The sequence below is a fragment of the Dyella humi genome, from assembly GCF_044904605.1.
Taxonomy (GTDB): Bacteria; Pseudomonadota; Gammaproteobacteria; order Xanthomonadales; family Rhodanobacteraceae; genus Dyella_B; species Dyella_B humi.
Genome location: NZ_JADIKI010000021.1, coordinates 195,978 through 213,077 on the forward strand (window position 1 = coordinate 195,978; position 17,100 = coordinate 213,077).

The 17,100-nt window shown below is 59.6% G+C and carries 12 protein-coding genes; 7 read left to right on the forward strand and 5 right to left on the reverse strand.

Annotated features, from left to right (window positions below):
* Positions 1-2: 2 nt before the first annotated feature.
* Positions 3-1,700, forward strand: coding sequence for a protein kinase domain-containing protein (locus ISP18_RS01495; RefSeq protein WP_380016325.1), 1,698 nt, complete (start codon positions 3-5; stop codon positions 1,698-1,700).
* Between the two features lie 58 nt (positions 1,701-1,758).
* Here the strand turns inward: ISP18_RS01495 and ISP18_RS01500 are convergent, their stop codons facing one another.
* Positions 1,759-2,700: a LysM domain-containing protein gene (locus ISP18_RS01500; RefSeq protein WP_380016327.1), complete on the reverse strand. Its 942-nt coding sequence runs from the start codon at positions 2,698-2,700 to the stop codon at positions 1,759-1,761.
* Positions 2,701-3,211: 511 nt separating this feature from the next.
* Here ISP18_RS01500 and ISP18_RS01505 point away from each other — a divergent pair.
* From ISP18_RS01505 to ISP18_RS01530, 6 genes are all read left to right on the forward strand, one after another.
* On the forward strand, positions 3,212-3,661 hold the full coding sequence (locus tag ISP18_RS01505; protein ID WP_380016329.1) for a type IV pilin protein: 450 nt from the start codon (positions 3,212-3,214) through the stop codon (positions 3,659-3,661).
* Entirely contained in the window at positions 3,658-4,281 is a 624-nt protein-coding gene (locus ISP18_RS01510; RefSeq protein WP_380016331.1) for a Tfp pilus assembly protein FimT/FimU, read from the forward strand. Before ISP18_RS01505 ends, ISP18_RS01510 begins: the two co-directional genes overlap by 4 nt.
* Entirely contained in the window at positions 4,278-4,772 is a 495-nt protein-coding gene (locus tag ISP18_RS01515) for a hypothetical protein (RefSeq protein WP_380016333.1), read from the forward strand. Before ISP18_RS01510 ends, ISP18_RS01515 begins: the two co-directional genes overlap by 4 nt.
* Before the next feature lie 7 nt (positions 4,773-4,779).
* Positions 4,780-5,928 (forward strand): PilW family protein, encoded by a 1,149-nt coding sequence (locus tag ISP18_RS01520; RefSeq protein ID WP_380016335.1) that lies wholly within the window; start codon positions 4,780-4,782, stop codon positions 5,926-5,928.
* Between the two features lie 11 nt (positions 5,929-5,939).
* The gene (locus tag ISP18_RS01525) at positions 5,940-6,539 is read left to right on the forward strand and encodes a pilus assembly PilX family protein (protein ID WP_380016337.1); all 600 of its coding nucleotides are present in this window, start codon (positions 5,940-5,942) and stop codon (positions 6,537-6,539) included.
* Positions 6,540-6,650: 111 nt separating this feature from the next.
* Positions 6,651-10,604, forward strand: coding sequence for a pilus assembly protein (locus ISP18_RS01530; protein ID WP_380016339.1), 3,954 nt, complete (start codon positions 6,651-6,653; stop codon positions 10,602-10,604).
* A 240-nt stretch (positions 10,605-10,844) separates the two neighbouring features.
* On the opposite strand, the gene ISP18_RS01535 is transcribed toward ISP18_RS01530, so the two are convergent.
* The 4 genes from ISP18_RS01535 to ISP18_RS01550 form a co-directional block, all read right to left on the reverse strand.
* The gene (locus tag ISP18_RS01535; protein ID WP_380016341.1) at positions 10,845-11,585 is read right to left on the reverse strand and encodes a GH12 family glycosyl hydrolase domain-containing protein; all 741 of its coding nucleotides are present in this window, start codon (positions 11,583-11,585) and stop codon (positions 10,845-10,847) included.
* 857 nt (positions 11,586-12,442) lie between these two features.
* Complete coding sequence (locus tag ISP18_RS01540) at positions 12,443-14,053, reverse strand: family 43 glycosylhydrolase (RefSeq protein ID WP_380016343.1); 1,611 nt, start codon at positions 14,051-14,053, stop codon at positions 12,443-12,445.
* A gap of 184 nt (positions 14,054-14,237) precedes the next feature.
* Positions 14,238-15,380: a sugar ABC transporter permease gene (locus tag ISP18_RS01545; protein ID WP_380016345.1), complete on the reverse strand. Its 1,143-nt coding sequence runs from the start codon at positions 15,378-15,380 to the stop codon at positions 14,238-14,240.
* 179 nt (positions 15,381-15,559) lie between these two features.
* Positions 15,560-17,092: a xylose ABC transporter ATP-binding protein gene (locus tag ISP18_RS01550; RefSeq protein WP_380016347.1), complete on the reverse strand. Its 1,533-nt coding sequence runs from the start codon at positions 17,090-17,092 to the stop codon at positions 15,560-15,562.
* Positions 17,093-17,100 lie beyond the last annotated feature (8 nt).

Here is a 17,100-nt window from a genome sequence, read left to right on the forward strand (position 1 = left end):
GTATGAGTCAGGCCACGCCGGCGACGATCGGGCGATATCGCATCGATGGCATCCTTGGCGAAGGTGCCATGGCGATCGTCTATGCCGGCTTCGATCTGGAAATCCAGCGGCAGGTGGCCATCAAATGCCTGCACGACAATCTCGCCGAAGATCCTGATTACCGGCAGCGCTTTCTGGTAGAAACCCGCGCTGCGGGACATCTTACTCACCCGCATATCGTCACTATCTTCGATACGGGCGAAACGGACGATGGTCGCCCCTACATCGCGATGGAAAAGTTGTCCGGCGAAACGCTGGCCAATCGCGTAGCCCCCCATGGATTGCCTCCCGTCTCGGTGGTACTGGAACTTGCCAGTCAGCTTGCGGCGGCCTTGCATTACGCGCACTCGCAAGGCGTGATTCATCACGACATCAAGCCCGACAACATCATGCTGCTGGATGGATGGCGGCACGCCAAGATTGCGGATTTCGGCATCGCCGAACGCCACGCGATACGCGCCAGACCATCTGGTTCGGCAGAGGAAAAGATCGGCGGCACACCGAACTACATGTCGCCCGAGCGTCTACGCGGCGAACGCGCCGGCGCCAGTAGCGACCTGTTTTCGCTGGGCGTAGTGTTGTTCTGGTTGATCACCGGCCGGCTGCCGTGGTCTTACTCCGGCGACGTGCAGCGTTTTCTGCGGCAACGCCAGCGGCTGCCCGAACCGCCAATCAAACCGCATGATCCCGCCACGCCTCCGATCTTGATCGACATCATCCGCACATTGATGGCGGCTTCGCCGGATGCGCGCTACCAATCCGGTGCTGAAGTCGTCGAAGACTTGCGCCTGGCTCGCCGCAGTTACGACAGATCGCGCGAAGAACTACCCCACCCTCGCCTGCAATCGTTGGGCGTGCGCTGGGCGGCTACGCTCGGCGCCACCGTGGTGGCGGTGCTGCTGCTCGGCATGCTGGCCATCTACGGCAAGCAGCATGTAGCCGTCAGCGGGTTGGCGCAGGACTTCGGCAGTTCGCTCGGGCAGATCATCGCCAGAGGCGCCGCCGAAAATATCGTGATGGGCGATCGCGCCGCCACGCGCGCGTTGGTGCAGGACATGGCGCGCAACGAGCAGATCGACTATCTCGCCATCGCCGATCGTGACGGCAAGATCATCGCCAGCACCCAGGCCGGCGAAGATAACCAGACGCTACTCGACGCCGTGGTCACCACGCAGCAACAACTATCCAATGACATTGTCAGCTACCGCGCGCGCCTGGCGGGTAAGCATGGATTGCAGAATGCGTTGGTGTTCGATGTACCGGTGCGATATCAGACGAAGGCAGTGGGACGCCTGCGCCTGGGCGTGAGCGAAGTGCCGTTGCAGGCAGCGCAACGTACCGCACTCGGCGTGATCGGCTTGGTGCTGCTGGCAACGTTGGCAGCTGTACTCGCTACCGCTTACTGGCTTTTCCGGCGCCTGCGTGGCGCACTCGATCTGCTTGTTGCTTCGCTGTTGCGGATGGCGCGTGGCGATCATGGGCATCGCATCCGTATCGTCCGTCGCGATGAATTGGGCAGGGTGTTTGCGGCATTCAACCTGATGGGCGAGACGCTGGATGCGCACCGCGATGCGCCTGTCGCTCACAAGCAGGAAGCAGTGGCGATGGCTGCGCAGCCTACGCAGTTGCTCGTCGTGCCGCGTACGGATGAAAAGGCGTGAGGCTTTATTAGGCGCGTAGGCTGGGATGCAATCCCAGCCTACGAAGCGCACGCGAGCCTCAATATTGCTGCAAACGCTGCTTGAGCTCCAACGCCCGCGTGCGATAGACCACCGCCGGCTCGTACCCCGGATCGACCACCAGAATGCGGTTCCACAGCGCAATCGCCTGGTCCAGATGCTGATCCAGATAGAACACCATCGCCTGCTGATGGGAGTTGGCTACCCAGACGCGGCTCAACGCGGCAAAGTCGGGATCGGAAGATTTCAGCTGCGGATTCAACGCCAGCGCCTGATCGAACAGCGCCACCGCTTGGTCCCGATGCCCCTGCCGATACAAGGCAATGCTTTGGCTTTCCAGTTGCTGCGCGCGCTGTGAGGGGTTCGTTACCACCGGTGTAGTGGGCGCGACGGGCGTCGCGGGGGTGCTATCGGAATCCAGCTGTGCAGGTGCAGGTGTCGCAGCCGCAGCCGCAGCCGCAGCGGCGGCACTGCTTTGCGTGACGGGCAACTGCAGCGTGGCGCCTAACCGGATCAATGCAGGGTTGGCCGAACCGTTGTAGCGCGCCAGCACCAGGAACAGGTTCGGATCACCTAGATATTTCGCCGCTAGGGTGCTGTACGACTCCCCCGGCTGCACCACGTGTGGCGTGGATGCTGCACCAAGCATCTGTTTCGGATCTTGCGTCAGCTGACGCAGAAAGAACTGCGCCGAGCGGTCGTCCGGATGATCCTGCAGATAGCGCCGCAAAGCCTTCTCGCCTTCAGCGTAGTGGCCGTTCTGCAAATCCCGGTTGACGATCGTCGATAACGAAAGCCGAGGCGCGGTCTCGTTCGGGGCGTTCTCCAACGGAGCAGGCGCTGCTGTCCGCGTGGCGGGCTGTATGGTCACCTTCGGCTTGGTGGCGAAATTGGAGCAACCACCTACCAGAATCGCACCCAGCAAAGTGACCACCAACATCCAGGCGCGCAGCGATGTACAGCGACCTTCCATATGCATCATCAACCTTCCGCCACCCTGTTCAGACGCCGATTAGACCCGTCGCATAAGTAAGCGACTTGGGCGAACAAATTAAGCCAGTCCCCGAACTCCTGCAAACCTAATCGTCGGCAAGACTAGGATGCGTGAAGGTAAGGTCAACGCTATCGGCCACCGCAGCGCCTACTTGAGCGTGCATGGCCCTGGTCTTGTCGCCCTCCCACCATGTCATGAGCATCACTGGCCTGCCTTTCGCGACAAGCGAACACGAACGGCTATCGCCACAGCGAATGCAGGGACAAGGTCCACACAGGCCATGTGCGGCAGATCGCGACACCATCGCATTGTCCCAAATTGACGGCGATTTTGTCCCATTCGGCGATAGATGCTGCGATCGCAAAACTGGATGATCACTACAACCATTCGCGAAAGAACGGATGTTGGCGAGCATCGAACGGATGGTTGGGCGCGAATGGCGCTCTTTAGTCGCAGTCTTTCGGAGCACGTATAGGCTCCAAACCTACAGGGGCGGTCCATGGGCACGCTATGCAGACGCCGCGCGCAAGCGGCAGGCTTTACGTTGATCGAGCTGATGATCGTGGTGGCGATCATTGCCATTCTCGCTGCCATCGCGCTGCCGATTTACACCAATTACATCATTCGCGGCAAGCTCACCGATGCGCAAAATGGCTTAAGCGCCGTGCGCGTCGCGATGGAGCAGTACTACCAAGACAATCGCCAATACGCCAACACGAGCAATTCGGCCAATTGCGGCCCTAGCATGCCGTCGTCGAATTATTTCGGCTACACCTGCGCACTCACCAGCAGCGGTTACACAATTACCGCCTACGGCAACGCCGGCACGCAGGTCGCCAACTTCACCTTCACCATCGATCAAAGCAACAACCGCACAACGACCAATGCCAGCGACTGGTACACCGTGCCTGCGAATTGCTGGGTTACCGCCAAAGGGGTTTGCCAGTGAGAGCGGTTCACCAGCGCGGCATGAGCCTGATCGAGCTGATGGTGACCGTGGCCGTCCTGGCCATTCTTGTCATGCTTGGCATGCCGACATTCCAACAGTGGACGTTGAACACGCGCATTCGCACGGTCACCGAATCGATCCAGAACGGTCTGCGGCTCGCGCGCAACGAAGCCGCGCAGCAAGGTCGTTACGTGCGCTTTCAATTGAGTTCCGCCAGCAGTTGGCAGGTTTGCCTGCTGCCGGCCAGTGCGGCCAGCGCACAAGCGGCCACCGACTGCAGCTCGGCCACCAGCACCATTCAGAGCTGGAACTCGCCCAGCATGAGCAACGTGCAAGTCGGCGCCACGACGGCCACGAGCAATGTCGTTTCCAGTTCGTCCAGCAGCAGCACTTACGGCACGATCATCAGCGGCGGCGTTCCTGCCGGCGTCACGTACAACGCGTTGGGACGCCCTACCGCCTATGGCAGTTCGTCGATTCTGCGCATCGACGTCACTGCCGCGCAGACATCTCAACAATCGACCAGCCGCCGGCTGGTCACCACGATCTCGCCGGGCGGCATGGTGAACATGTGCGATCCGGCTTTCAAATTGAGCAGCAACGTACTGGGGTGTCCATGAAGACGATGCGCACCAGACCTCGCGCCATCCATGCCCCGCTGCAGCGGGGCATCGTGCTGATCGATGCGATGGTCGCCATCCTGATTTTTTCGGTCGGCATTTTGGGCATGGTGGCGCTGCAGGGCTCGGCTGTCGAGATGAGCGGCGCCTCCAACTACCGCATCAACGCGGCCATGCTGGCCGACCATGTGATTGCGCAGATGTGGGCGACCGATCCTGCGCAGCTTTCGGCGAACTTTGAAGGAAGCAAAGGCAGTGGCAACTCCAAGTACATGGACTGGTATAACAGCGCCGATTGCACATCGAACACAGCCGCAACCAACTGTCTTCCCGGCGTAAAAGCCAATCCGCCCAGCATCGATGTCGTCGCGCAAAGCATCTCCAGTTCATCCAGCAATACCCAGTACCAGGTGACGGTGACCGTCTACTGGCAGGCTCCCAGTGACAGCAGCGTGCACAAATATGTATCCGTTACCGCAATCGGCTATTGAAGGCTCGATGACGTCGACAGCGCCTGCGCGCCAGCGCGGCTTCTCACTGATCGAATTGATGGTGGGCATGGTAGTGAGCATGCTGTGCATGCTGGCGATCATGGACGCCTTTGCCGTGTACGAAGGCAAGAAGCGCACCACCACCACCGGCAACGACGCGCAACAGAACGGCAGCTACGCGCTATATGCGCTGGAACGCCAATTGCGCACGGCAGGTGCGAGCATCGTGCAAGGCTACAACTACGGGTTGTGGGGATGCCCGGTTACTGCGTATACGACGACCACCAGCAGCAAATTGCAAACGCTACCGGCACAGTCCGCCCTACCCTCACCGTTCACGTCATCAGGCTGGCCGCTCACTACGCGGCTGGTACCGGTCTTGATCGCATCCGGCGGCAGCAATTCGGATGTGATCGGTGTCGTCGGCGGCAATTCGGCGCTGCAGGTGTTCAAGATCGCCGTAAGCAGCACGCCCTCGGCGAGTAGCGTGGTGGTGGGCAACAGCTTAGGCATCATGACGGGTGATTACCTGCTCGGCACCTTGTCCGACGGCACCTGCTCGCTGGCGCACTTAACGAGTTCCTCAACGGCCACTCAAGTGTCCGGCACTACCCTCGCGCTGGATACCGCCAACAGTCCCGCCACGGGCCTGCAGACCGCAACCTACTTGTTCGATGCCGGCTCTACGCCCACGTTCACGCTATTCGGTGTCGACTCTTCCACCAACTCACTGGTGTCGTACGACCTGCTGCAGCGACCGGTCAACGGCCAAGCCGCCGCGGTCACGCCCATTGCCGATGGCATCGTGCAGATCAAGGCGCTGTACGGCGTGCACACCAATTCCAGTGACACTTCGGCCGATCAGATCGACGCATGGGTGCAGCCCACCGGCAACTGGTCGATCGCCACGCTTACCGCAAGCACTTCTGCAGCGGCCACTGCCATGGGACAGATCAAGGCGATCCGTGTGGCGATCGTTGCGCAGAGTCGGTTGCCGGAGCGCTCCAGCGATTACATAGGTAAATCCAAGCTCCCCTTGTTTTCGGACCTGGATCCGACCTTGCAGTACACCGTCAATACGAGCACGCAGTACCGCTACAAGGTGTACGACACCACGATTCCAGTGCGCAACGCGCTGGTTGTCACGCATTACTAGGTCGACGCGCCATGCATGCATCTGTCACTCCGTTGGTTTTTCACAGCAACCGCTTCCGGCAAGGCGGCATGATTTCCACGCTGATGGCCATCATCGTGCTGGTGGTCTCGCTGCTGGCCGCGCTGGCGCTGATGCGTTCGGTGGACACCAGCAACACCATCGCTGGCAGCCTCACCTTTCGCCAGAGCGCACTGCAAGAGGCCGAACAGGCTTATGTGGATGCGCAGCAGAAGATCACCTTCACCCAGCCAAACAGTGACAACGACCAGGCCACACTCGGCTATTACGCGGAGCCGCAGCCGGCTACGTCGCGTTCCACCGGCGACATACCGAACGTGCTGGTGAACAAGACCTCCGGAAGCATCGGCACGGCTACCAGCAGCAACGGCAACACCATCACTTACGTCGTGGAGCGACTGTGCCCCTCATCCGGCACGGCCACGCCCCTCACCTGCATCGCGCCGGGCGCATCGCTGCTGGGCGGTTCGTTGTCCAACCAGAACTCGGACAACCTGACATTCAGCAATGGTGCGTACGCCGCTTTCCGCTTAACGGTGCGCGTGGACGGCCAAAAGGGAACGACCGCGTACGTGCAGACCTTCATGCGCTGAAGCGTGCGCATGCGCACCGCTTTGCCACATGCCCAACTTTCTATTCCGGAAACGGCCATGCTCAAGTCTCTTCGCCACTTTCGTCTCAACTGCAGATTGCTGGCATGTCTAATGGCATTGACGGCAAGCGCCGGCACGTTGGCAGGTACCACCACGCTATCGGACATACCGGTTTACAGCACCTCCAATGTGCCTGCGAACCTGATGCTGGCGCTGTCGGTGGAATATCCCACCGGCACGGTAGGCGCCTATACGAACGCCACTAGCTACTCAACCAGCAGCACCTATATCGGCTATTTCGATCCCACGAAATGCTACGACTACAACAGCAATACCGGCGCAGGCTATTTCGTGCCGGTGAATACGTCAGGCCCCGTCTGCTCCGGACACTGGAGCGGCAACATGCTCAACTGGGCGTTGATGACATCGCTCGATGAATTCCGTCAGGCGCTGACGGGCGGTAACCGCGCCGTGGATACCACCAGCACCACCGTACTGCTGCGTTCCAACCTCAACTCGGCGCAAAGCAGTACTGGCAACTTTCCCGACAAGTGGCTCAGCAGTTCGACAAACGTATCACCCTCCACCGTGATCGGAGACAGCAATTACTCGTCGCTCGATCCGGTGTATTTGCGCTCGGCCGGACAAGGCACCACGTTTATCGTTTCCAACAACAGTTCTTTCAGCAACTCAGGCCAAAACGACCGCGTCCCCAATATCGCGACCACTTACAATGCAGCCGTACAGGTGTGCGTGGCGGGCATGCTGGAGAGCAATTGCAATTCCGCACACAAATCCACCGACTATGTGGGTGCTGGCCTGTACAACAAACCGGAAGGATTGATCCAGCAGAACTACACCAAGGTACGCGTGGGCGCGACCGCGTATGCGTTTCTGGATGGTTATTCGCACCCCAACGGCGCCGTTCGCGCCATGCTGCGCGACAACGGCCCCACCTCCTATAACGGCTATGGCGCACGCGCGAACAACTCCTATACGGAATGGAACGCCAGCACGGGCGTCTTCTATACCAACCCGGATGCCGCCGACTCCCAATATGGTTCGGCGCCCGGCAGCGTGACGTTCACCAACAGTGGCGTGATCAATTACCTCAATAAGTTCGGCTACAGCGTCAATTACGAGCTGCATGACACAGTTGCAGACCTGTATTGGGCTACGTTGGCCTACTACATGCAGGTACCGCTGGACTCCAGCTATACCGACGGTCTCAGCCAGAGCAACAGCACCGACCCGTCCTTTCCGGCGTTCAGCGGCAAACCGGCCAATTCATCGAACAGCCCGACGGTAAATGACCCGATCCAGTACACGTGCCAGAACAACGCCATTGTTACCATTGGCGACTCGCATACGTGGTACGACACGCGCGTCCCCACTACAGCGCCCCCCAGCACGAACGGTTCGGCCGGCACTCCGCTCTCTCCCTTGAACCCATCGAGCACCGTTGCAACAGCACTGGATACGTCCAACTACGTCACCAAGCTTGGCAACCTTCCACTGATCGAAGCGCAGGGCACCACGGCCGCATCGCAAACCATGGCGCAGTACCTGGGCGTGACCGCCCTCGGCAGCACGATGGAAGTGAGCGACACCGGACACGCCACCTACAATTTGGCCGGTCTCGCCTACTACGCGCACATCAACGACATCCGCTCCGATCTGACCGGCAACCAGAAGATCACCACCTACATCATCGACGTGCTGGAGCCAGGCACCTATGACGGCAAGACCAACGAATGGACGTTCTACCCGTCCATGCTCGGCAGCGGCCCGGGTCCCAACATGTACTGGCTGGCGGCGAAGTACGGCGGTTTCAATGACGTCAACGGCGACGGCGTTCCCGCCAACATTCTGACTTGGCATACCAACAACACCACCGTTGCCGCAAGAAACCTGCGTCCCGACAACTATCTTCCGGGCAACCAGGCCAACCTGATCCAGAGCGGCCTGCAACTGATCTTCAACAACATCGCGTCTACCGTGTCGCAGACTGGTTCGGGGTTGACCGTCAACTCCACGCATGGGCTGACCAACGTTACCGCCAATACGGCGCCCTATTACGCACCCGTCGCCGGCTTTCCCGCCTATACCACCGCCTACACGCCGGTATCGTGGGTAGGCGACGTCTCCGGCTTCGTGGCCACCGCCACCACCGGCAGCACCGTAACGGCAGCCACCGGCAGCACACCCTGGCACGCACAGCTCCAGCTCGACACGCTCACCCAGGCCACGTCCAGCTCATCCATCGTGGGTTGGAATACCGGCCGACGTATCGTGACCTGGAATGGAAGCGCGGGTGTACCGTTCCGCTACAACAGTCTTTCTGCCTCCGAGCAGTCGGCGCTGAATACCACCAGCTATGGCTCGCAGTTGGTGAACTATCTGCGCGGCGACAAAAGCAATGAAGGCACGCTGTTTCGCGTGCGCAGCCATATTCTCGGTGACATGGTCGATTCGTCCGCAGTGCTGGTGCAAGGCGCGCTTTCATCTTCGTATTCCGAATCCACTAACCCAGGCTACACAGCTTTTTCCACGAGCATCGCCAGTCGTGAGCCGGTGGTCTACGTAGGCGCCAACGACGGCATGTTGCATGCGTTCGAAGCGGACTTCCAGACGGCCAGCACGTCCAATCCTGTCACCGGCGGCGGCAGCGAATTATTCGCCTATGTGCCCAGTCCGCTTTACAACGGGCCGAACGGCACGCCGCTGGTGGATGGCCTTCCTGCCCTCGCCAACCTCAACGGCGTATCGACCAACAACTTCTATCATCACTATTACGTTGACGCCACGCCGCAAGTTGCAGACGTGGACTTCACCTACACCAGCAGTGGCAGCAGCACGCCTACGACAACGACGTCAACGGCTAAGTGGCATACGCTCCTGGTCGGTGGCTTGGGCAAAGGCGGCAAGGGCATCTATGCGCTGGATATCACCAGCGTGCCGCAGGCAGTCGACACCGCTAGCAATTCTACCGTTGAGAAATCACAAGCCGCCAACGTGCTGTGGGAATTCACCGATGCAGACATGGGCTACAGCTTTGGCGCACCGCTGATCATCAAGACGCGCAAATACGGCTGGGTGGTGGCCATGACCTCCGGCTACAACAACACCGCCGGCACGCTTGCGGGCCACGGCATTCTCTACATCTTGGACATCAAGACCGGTGCGATACTGCAGAAAATCGACACCGGTGTGGGCAGCGCTGCCACCCCAGCGGGCCTGGCACAGGCTACCGCGTACACCGAGGACGTGACCGACGGCACCGTTGATCAAATCTACGCCGGCGACCTGCTGGGTAACGTGTGGCGTTTCGACTTGACCGAAAGCGCCGTGGATTCGTCCGGTAACGCCACCGGCAACTATCCCTCGCCTACCTTGTTCGCCACGCTCACTGATCCTTCTGGCAATCCGCAGCCGATCACCACGGCGCCACGCGTGGAAGAAAGCCTGAGCTCCAACGGCCTCGCCACGTTGCGCTGGGTATTCGTAGGTACCGGCAAATTCCTCGACATCACCGACCTCACCGATACGCAACAGCAGACCATGTATGCCTTGCGCGACGGCTCTGGCACGACGCCCTCCACTACCGGTCTGCCGCTTACACGCAGCGCATTGACGGCCGTCACCGATCTGACCAAGGGCACGTCCATAAGTGACAGCTCGTCGGGTTGGTATTACGACCTCACTGGTTCGGCCGGCGGCACAAATGGTGGTACCGAGCGCATCGTGGTAAGCCCAGCCGCCGCCACTGGCCTGAACATCGTGGCGTGGACGACGGTGATTCCCTCCAGCGACCCTTGCTCGCTGCAAGGCGCACTGTATGCCACCAACTATGCCGGGGAATCCGTGTTGCTCACCAGCGGCACGGCAGTGAAGTGGGCAACCACCACCGCTGCGCCTACCGGTGTGCAACTGCTGCAGAACACGGACGGCTCCGTAACGGTAGCGTCCAGTACCTCAGCGGGTGTGACCACGTTCAAGGCAGTAAACCAGAAATCCAATTCCAATCAAGTCAATCGTGTGAACTGGCGGGAGATTCTCAATTGAGGTTGGCCCATCAGAACAAGGAATTGACCCCTGCCGCCATGGGCATCGCGGCAGGATTTGGCCAGACTGCAAGTGCATCCCGCACGATGCTGTTCAGGCACGACGTTCCCAGCGGTCGATCTGTTCAATCAGTAGCGATTCGTGGCATGCACAACGGCTGACTTCCTCCCTTTGTGGCCGTTGTTCTACTCGCGGCGTCGGAGATGTTTTCCGCCACATCTCCGGCGCCGTTTTTTTGAACTACTGAGCGTTGACCTGGAACCAAGTGGTCGACACCCAGCCATTGCCGCGCACGATCTCGCAACCGGCTTCCACCACGTCCAGATACATCGATGTGCTGAAGCTAGCGCGGCCTTTAAGCACGTTGAAGAAGTGCATGATGTCGATGTTGGCACTGCCGCTAGTCGGCAGGCTGGCCGGTACGCTGCTGCGCTGAGGCAGGAAGGTGTAGACGTAGTAGCCCGCCGCGGAGTTGTCTCCGTACCACAGGTCGTAGGTGACGCCGTTTTCGGTGATCACGCCGGTGGCGATGGGCTGACCGATCGGATAGGAATTGTTGCCCGCCCAGATCATCACCTCCAGTTGCGGCGTGGATTTTTGGCTGTCGTTGCGCAGAAACATGTCATAGGCGAAGTCGCCGGCCATGTTGCTGCCGCCGGATGCATACGAGAATGCCGCCGGAATGGTGCTGGCGGATGAAATCTGCCGTGGGAACAAGGTATCGCCGGTTGGATTCCAGCCGTAATGCCAGCCGCGAATGCTGGCGGGATAACCGTACAGGCTATTGCTGGAGAAATTGAACGAAGCCGTCCATTGCGGATATTGGCCGCTGGATGGGCTCCATGAAATGCTGCTGTTGTTGAAATTATTGTCCCACGCAAAATACGGCGAGTAGAGATTATACGGACCCGCCTGTGCGACTCCATTTACTCCCACGAAAAGCAGTGCGCCGGCAACCAGCGAAGCAAGCGTTTTCTTCATGTTTGTTCTCCCGATGTGTCGAAATAGCACGAACTGCAAGGCGCAGCCGTACCCCTGGGGAGCCGCGATCCCCTCGGCGAAATAGTTGAATTGCACTCCCCTGCCCTCATGCGACGAATGCGCACAGAACATCCGCTATCGATAATCGTCGGCGGTTATTGCGTCAAATCGAAAATCGCGAATATGCGTTTGAACATTCAATTTCATAAGAAGCCGTTTTTGTTTTAACAAAACGGCCGTGCACATCATCACGAAACGTAGACGCATCGCGTCGATGGGTCTTCACCGCTTATACACGCCACCTGTCATCACAGAGGCATGCGTAGCGTTTCTGACAAGCCGCAGAACAGATCAAGCCGTCGCGAGCAAAAAAACGCCGGCGAAACGATCCCGTTTCGCCGGCGCCGTTCAAGCAAGGCACCAGGGGTTGGTATGCGCTTACTTTCACTCATCGATCCACAAAGGTCTGGGGTGGATGACGCGTTGAGAAGGCTAAAGCTTGGAAGACAAAGTTTGGAGGGCCAGAGTGGCCCAACAAACTGTACGAATGGGCCAAACGCATTCGCACCCGGCTGCTTGCCTTAAGGCAACACTGATCAAGTATCGCCGCCGTCATGATGTCTGGAAGGCTCGCAGGGTGTGTTGCGCGGCTGGCCGTCTTGCCAAGCCGTGCGGCGCAGCCTGCGGGCCTTCCAGACATCACCCCTCTCCTTTTTCCATGTGTTGGGGCCAGCCCTGTCTGTCCGCATGCCTTCGGTCCGCCGTCTCGACAGACGGCCAGTCTGCCTTCGCCGACGGCCCTGTGGCCTGCGAACAGACAGGGCTGGTGACGACGGCAATACTTGATCAGTGTTGCCTTAAACAAGGGCCCGATACGTGAAATCCCTCACACGAATGCTGGCTTTGTTTGTACTGTAGATGCCGAGCTTGAGGCTGAGGAACTCGCCGAACACGTTATGGTGAATGCCTGACACCTCCATGCACAGACCGTGCTGCACCCAGGTTTTGCCGCCGTCGTGCGAGTAGTGATAGGTCACCACGTTATTGTCGTTGGTCAAACGGATGCGTACGCTGGAGGTGGGCATCGGCTGCCGCATCCAGGATTGTTCTTCGGCGTATTGGAAGGTCTTCATGTATTCCGGTGTGAAACCGATGCCCACGAAGGCCTTGTGGTTATAGAACAGCAGCAAACCGCCTTCAGCATCGCCGACAAGATCGAGCGTCACCTCCGCAACATAGGCGCGATCGCCGACAATGCAGGTAAGCGGTGAACTATCGACGGGCGACTGGCCTTTGGCGACAAACTGCAACGCGCCCTTCTCGTAACTGACACGCTGCATGTCGCCCGATGCTGGTCTGTACAGACTCCACTGCACGCCGAACTTGTTGCTCGTGAAGTCATCCGACAGTGCAAGGCCTGACACACCGCTCTTGCCGCCCTTGGGTTTCGGCAAAGGCCTGGAAAGATCACCGCCTTTGGCGCGAAACCAGCCGTCGCTGGTCCACTCCATCGGTTCCAGCAACGTTTGGCGCCCCAGCGTTCGGAAGCCATTCTCGTAACCGTGATACACCATCCACCAGTCACCCGCCGGGCCTTCCACCAGCGAAGCGTGTCCACGCGACCACCAGGGTTCAGCAGCACTCGTGGTACGCACTAGTGGATTGTGCGGGCAATGTTCCCATGGCCCGTGGATGGATTTGGAGCGCGCCGCGATCACCATATGACTTGTCGGCGGTCCTGCCGTGCCGCCGACGGCGGTGATCAAGTAGAACCACTCTCCATGACGCAAAAGCTTCGGACCTTCCGGCGCGAAATCCTCCACTACCCAGTCATCAGGATAACGCCATGGACTGTATGCCGACTCCAGTTGGCCATCGGCGGCCAAGCCATCATCTGTAAGGCGTATCTTGCGTATGCCGTTGACGAACAGATAGCGCTTGCCGTCCTCACCCACCACGTGGCCCGGATCGATGCAGCCCACGATGTTCATATCGATGGGATCGCTCCACGGGCCCTTGATGTCGTCCGCCCAGATCACGTGAATGGACCAGCCCTTGCCCGACGGATCGGCAGGAATGTAGATGAAGTAGCGGCCGTTGTGCTTGCACAGATCGACCGCGAAGATCGTGCCGAGCGGCTTGGACAGTGCGGCCGTCACCGGTGTCCAGTTCACCAAGTCCGTGGAATGCCAGATCACGATGCCTGGATAGGAATCGAAGGACGTGAACGTCATGTAGTAATCGTCGCCATCCTTGAGGATGGTGGGGTCCGGATGGTCGCCCGCAACGATGGGATTGAGATAGGTGCTGTTGCCGAGATCGGCTTTGCGTTGGCCTTCTGTGCCATGTGCCCATTTGGGTGTTGCTTGCGTGCACGGCATGGATGCCGCGGATTTCAACGCGAACGGTGCAGAAGCTGCGCCGGTCACCAGCATTTTGAATGCATTGCGACGAGAGGTGTTCACCATGGTTGTAGCCTCAAGGATTTCAAGAGCGCCTCAAGCCGGCTCCTCCCCCTGCTTGCAGGGGGAGGTTGGGAGGGGGTGAACACTTGCGGGAAAGTTCATCGCAAGTACTCACCCCACCCCAGCCCTCCCCTGCAAGCAGGGGAGGGGGCAGTTCGTCGCATTTGTATAGAAAGGAGATAAACCTTCAATCACGCTTCGTGCCCGAAAGCACATCCACCCACACGGCAATCACCAGGATCGAACCCTTCACAATCAGCTGCCAGTAATTGTCGACGTCCATCATTGACATGCCATTGTCGAGACTGGCCATCACCAGCGCACCGATCAGCGCGCCGTGCACGGTGCCGGCACCGCCACGCATGGAAGCGCCGCCGATGAAGCACGCCGCAATCGCATCCAGTTCGCCGTTGGTGCCCGCGGAAGGCGAGCCGGCCGCCAGGCGAGCCGTGTTGATGATGCCGGCGAACGCACACATCAATCCCATCAGCGCGAACACCACCATCTTCACGCCACTTACGTCGATACCCGAAAGCCGGCTGGCTTCCATGTTGCCGCCCACCGCATAGATGTGGCGACCGAACACGGTTTGCGTGGCGATATAAGTGAAGATGGCCAGCAGTGCGAGCAGGATCATCACCGGCAGCGGCACGCCGCTGTAACGATTGAGCATCACCAGGAAGCCCACCATCACCGCGCCAATGGCGACGAGCTTAAGCGCATCGCTCCAGGCCGCCGGCTGCGGTATCGACAGCGTTGCGCGGCGCCGGCGGCGCATGACCGTCATCGCGACCAGCGCGAAGAAAATGATGGCCGCCAGCCAGTTCGACAGCAGCGGCGGCACATAGCCTTGCGCGAGATACACCATGTCAGCCGGTACCGGCGCGATGGTGGCACCATGCGTAATGCCCTGCAGCACGCCACGAAACGCCAGCATGCCGCCCAGGCCGACAATGAATGACGGCACACGCAACCGCGTGACGATGAAGCCGTTAAGCATGCCGATCACAAGACCAAGCAACAGCACCACGATGACCGCCGGCCAGGAACCCCATTGCAGGTTTACCGTCAGCACGGCAGCGATGCCGCCGAGCAAGCCAAGCAAAGAGCCTACGGACAGATCGATCTCGCCGGAGATGATCACGAACACCATGCCGCAGGCGAGCATGCCGGTGATTGAAGTCTGGCGCAGCAGATTGGAAAGATTGCGCGAGCTGATGAAGGCGCCGTCGGTGGCGATGTGGAAGAAGATCCAGATCACCGCCAAGGCCAGCAGCAGCGCCAGGATCTTGTAGCGGACAAATAGTGCTCGGAATTCTTGTGCACGCATGGTTGAAGCTCGCGTTCCTTGAATCAGTGTCGTTCTGGCGGGATGTCTGTTCTTACCTGAACGTCATTACCGCGAAAGCGGGAATCCATTTTTGCCTTTCGCCGAAGAGCAAATTGGATTCCCGCTTTCGCGGGAATGACGACAGGAAGATCAAGCATTCCCGAATAACTTGTAGATACCTACGCCCTCTTAGCCTGCGGAATCGCCGCTGCCATCACCTGCTCCTGCGTAAGGCCATCGTTGAGCAGATCCGCGCATAGTTTCCCCTCGCCCATCACCAACACGCGATCGCTCATGCCGAGAATCTCCGGCAGTTCCGAAGACACCAGGATGATCGAAATGCCCTCTTTCGCCAGCTCGAAGATCAGTCGATAGATATCCGCCTTGGCGCCCACGTCCACGCCGCGCGTCGGCTCATCGAGAATCAAAATGCGCGGACGCGTCAATAGCATGCGCGAAAACAGTGCCTTCTGCTGATTGCCGCCGGACAGGAAGGCAATCGGCAGCGAAGCGTTCGATGCCTTGATGTGCATGGACGCGATCTGCGCCTCGGCCGCGCTCCATTCACGCCCGCTGTCCACGTGACCAGCGCTTGCATAGTGCTGCAAAGTGGCCAGCGTGATGTTCTTGTCCACACCCAGCAGCGGCACGATGCCGTAGCGCTTGCGGTCTTCCGACACCAAGCCCATGCCGGCGCGAATCGCATCGCGCGGCGAGCGCACTTTCAATGACTTGCCGTCCACGAACAGCTCGGCCTGGCTGCGCCCGGGATACGCGCCGAAAATGGCACTGACCAGTTCGGTGCGGCCCGCTCCGACCAGGCCGGCAATGCCCAGAATCTCGCCACGGCGCAACACGAACGAAACATCTTTCACGCGCTGGCGCGAGGGATCGGAAACGTCGTAGCAGGTGACGTGTTTCGCTTCGAACACCACGCCGCCGATCTCGTGTTCCACCTTGGGATAGAGCGTTTCCAGCCGGCGTCCCACCATCATCGCAATAATGCTGTCCTCGTCCAGCTCGCTCATCGGTTTGGTGGCCACGTGCTTGCCGTCGCGGATCACGCTGACCGTGTCGCAGACGCGCGCCACTTCGTCCAGCTTGTGCGAGATATAGATGCAGGCGATGCCTCGCTGTTTGAGTCGCTCGATGATGCCGAGCAGCACGTCGGTTTCCTTGCCGGATAACGACGATGTCGGCTCGTCGAAAATAAGCAGACGCGCATCCTTTGCCAGCGCCTTGGCGATCTCGAACAACTGCTGGTGGCCGCCGCCGAACGCCTTCACCGGCAGCGCAACGTTCACGTCCTCAAGCTGCAGTTCCTTCAGCAGCGCATGGGCGCGGGCATACATCGCCTCGTAATTCATACGTCCGCCCGGCAAAGTCAGCTCGTTGCCGAGAAACAGGTTCTCCACCACCGAGAGCTCGGGCACCAGCATCAGTTCCTGATGGATGATGACGATGCCGGCCTGCTCGCTGTCACGCACGGAACGCGCCTGCAGCGACTTGCCTTGCCAATGGATTTCGCCTTCCCACGTACCGTAGGGATAGACGCCTGATAGCACTTTCATCAGCGTGGATTTGCCGGCGCCGTTTTCGCCGCACAGCCCCAGGCATTCGCCGGGACGCACCTGTAGATCGATGCCATCCAGCGCACGCACACCGCCGAACGATTTACGGATGTCCCGCATTGCGAACAAGTAATCGCTCATGACGGTCG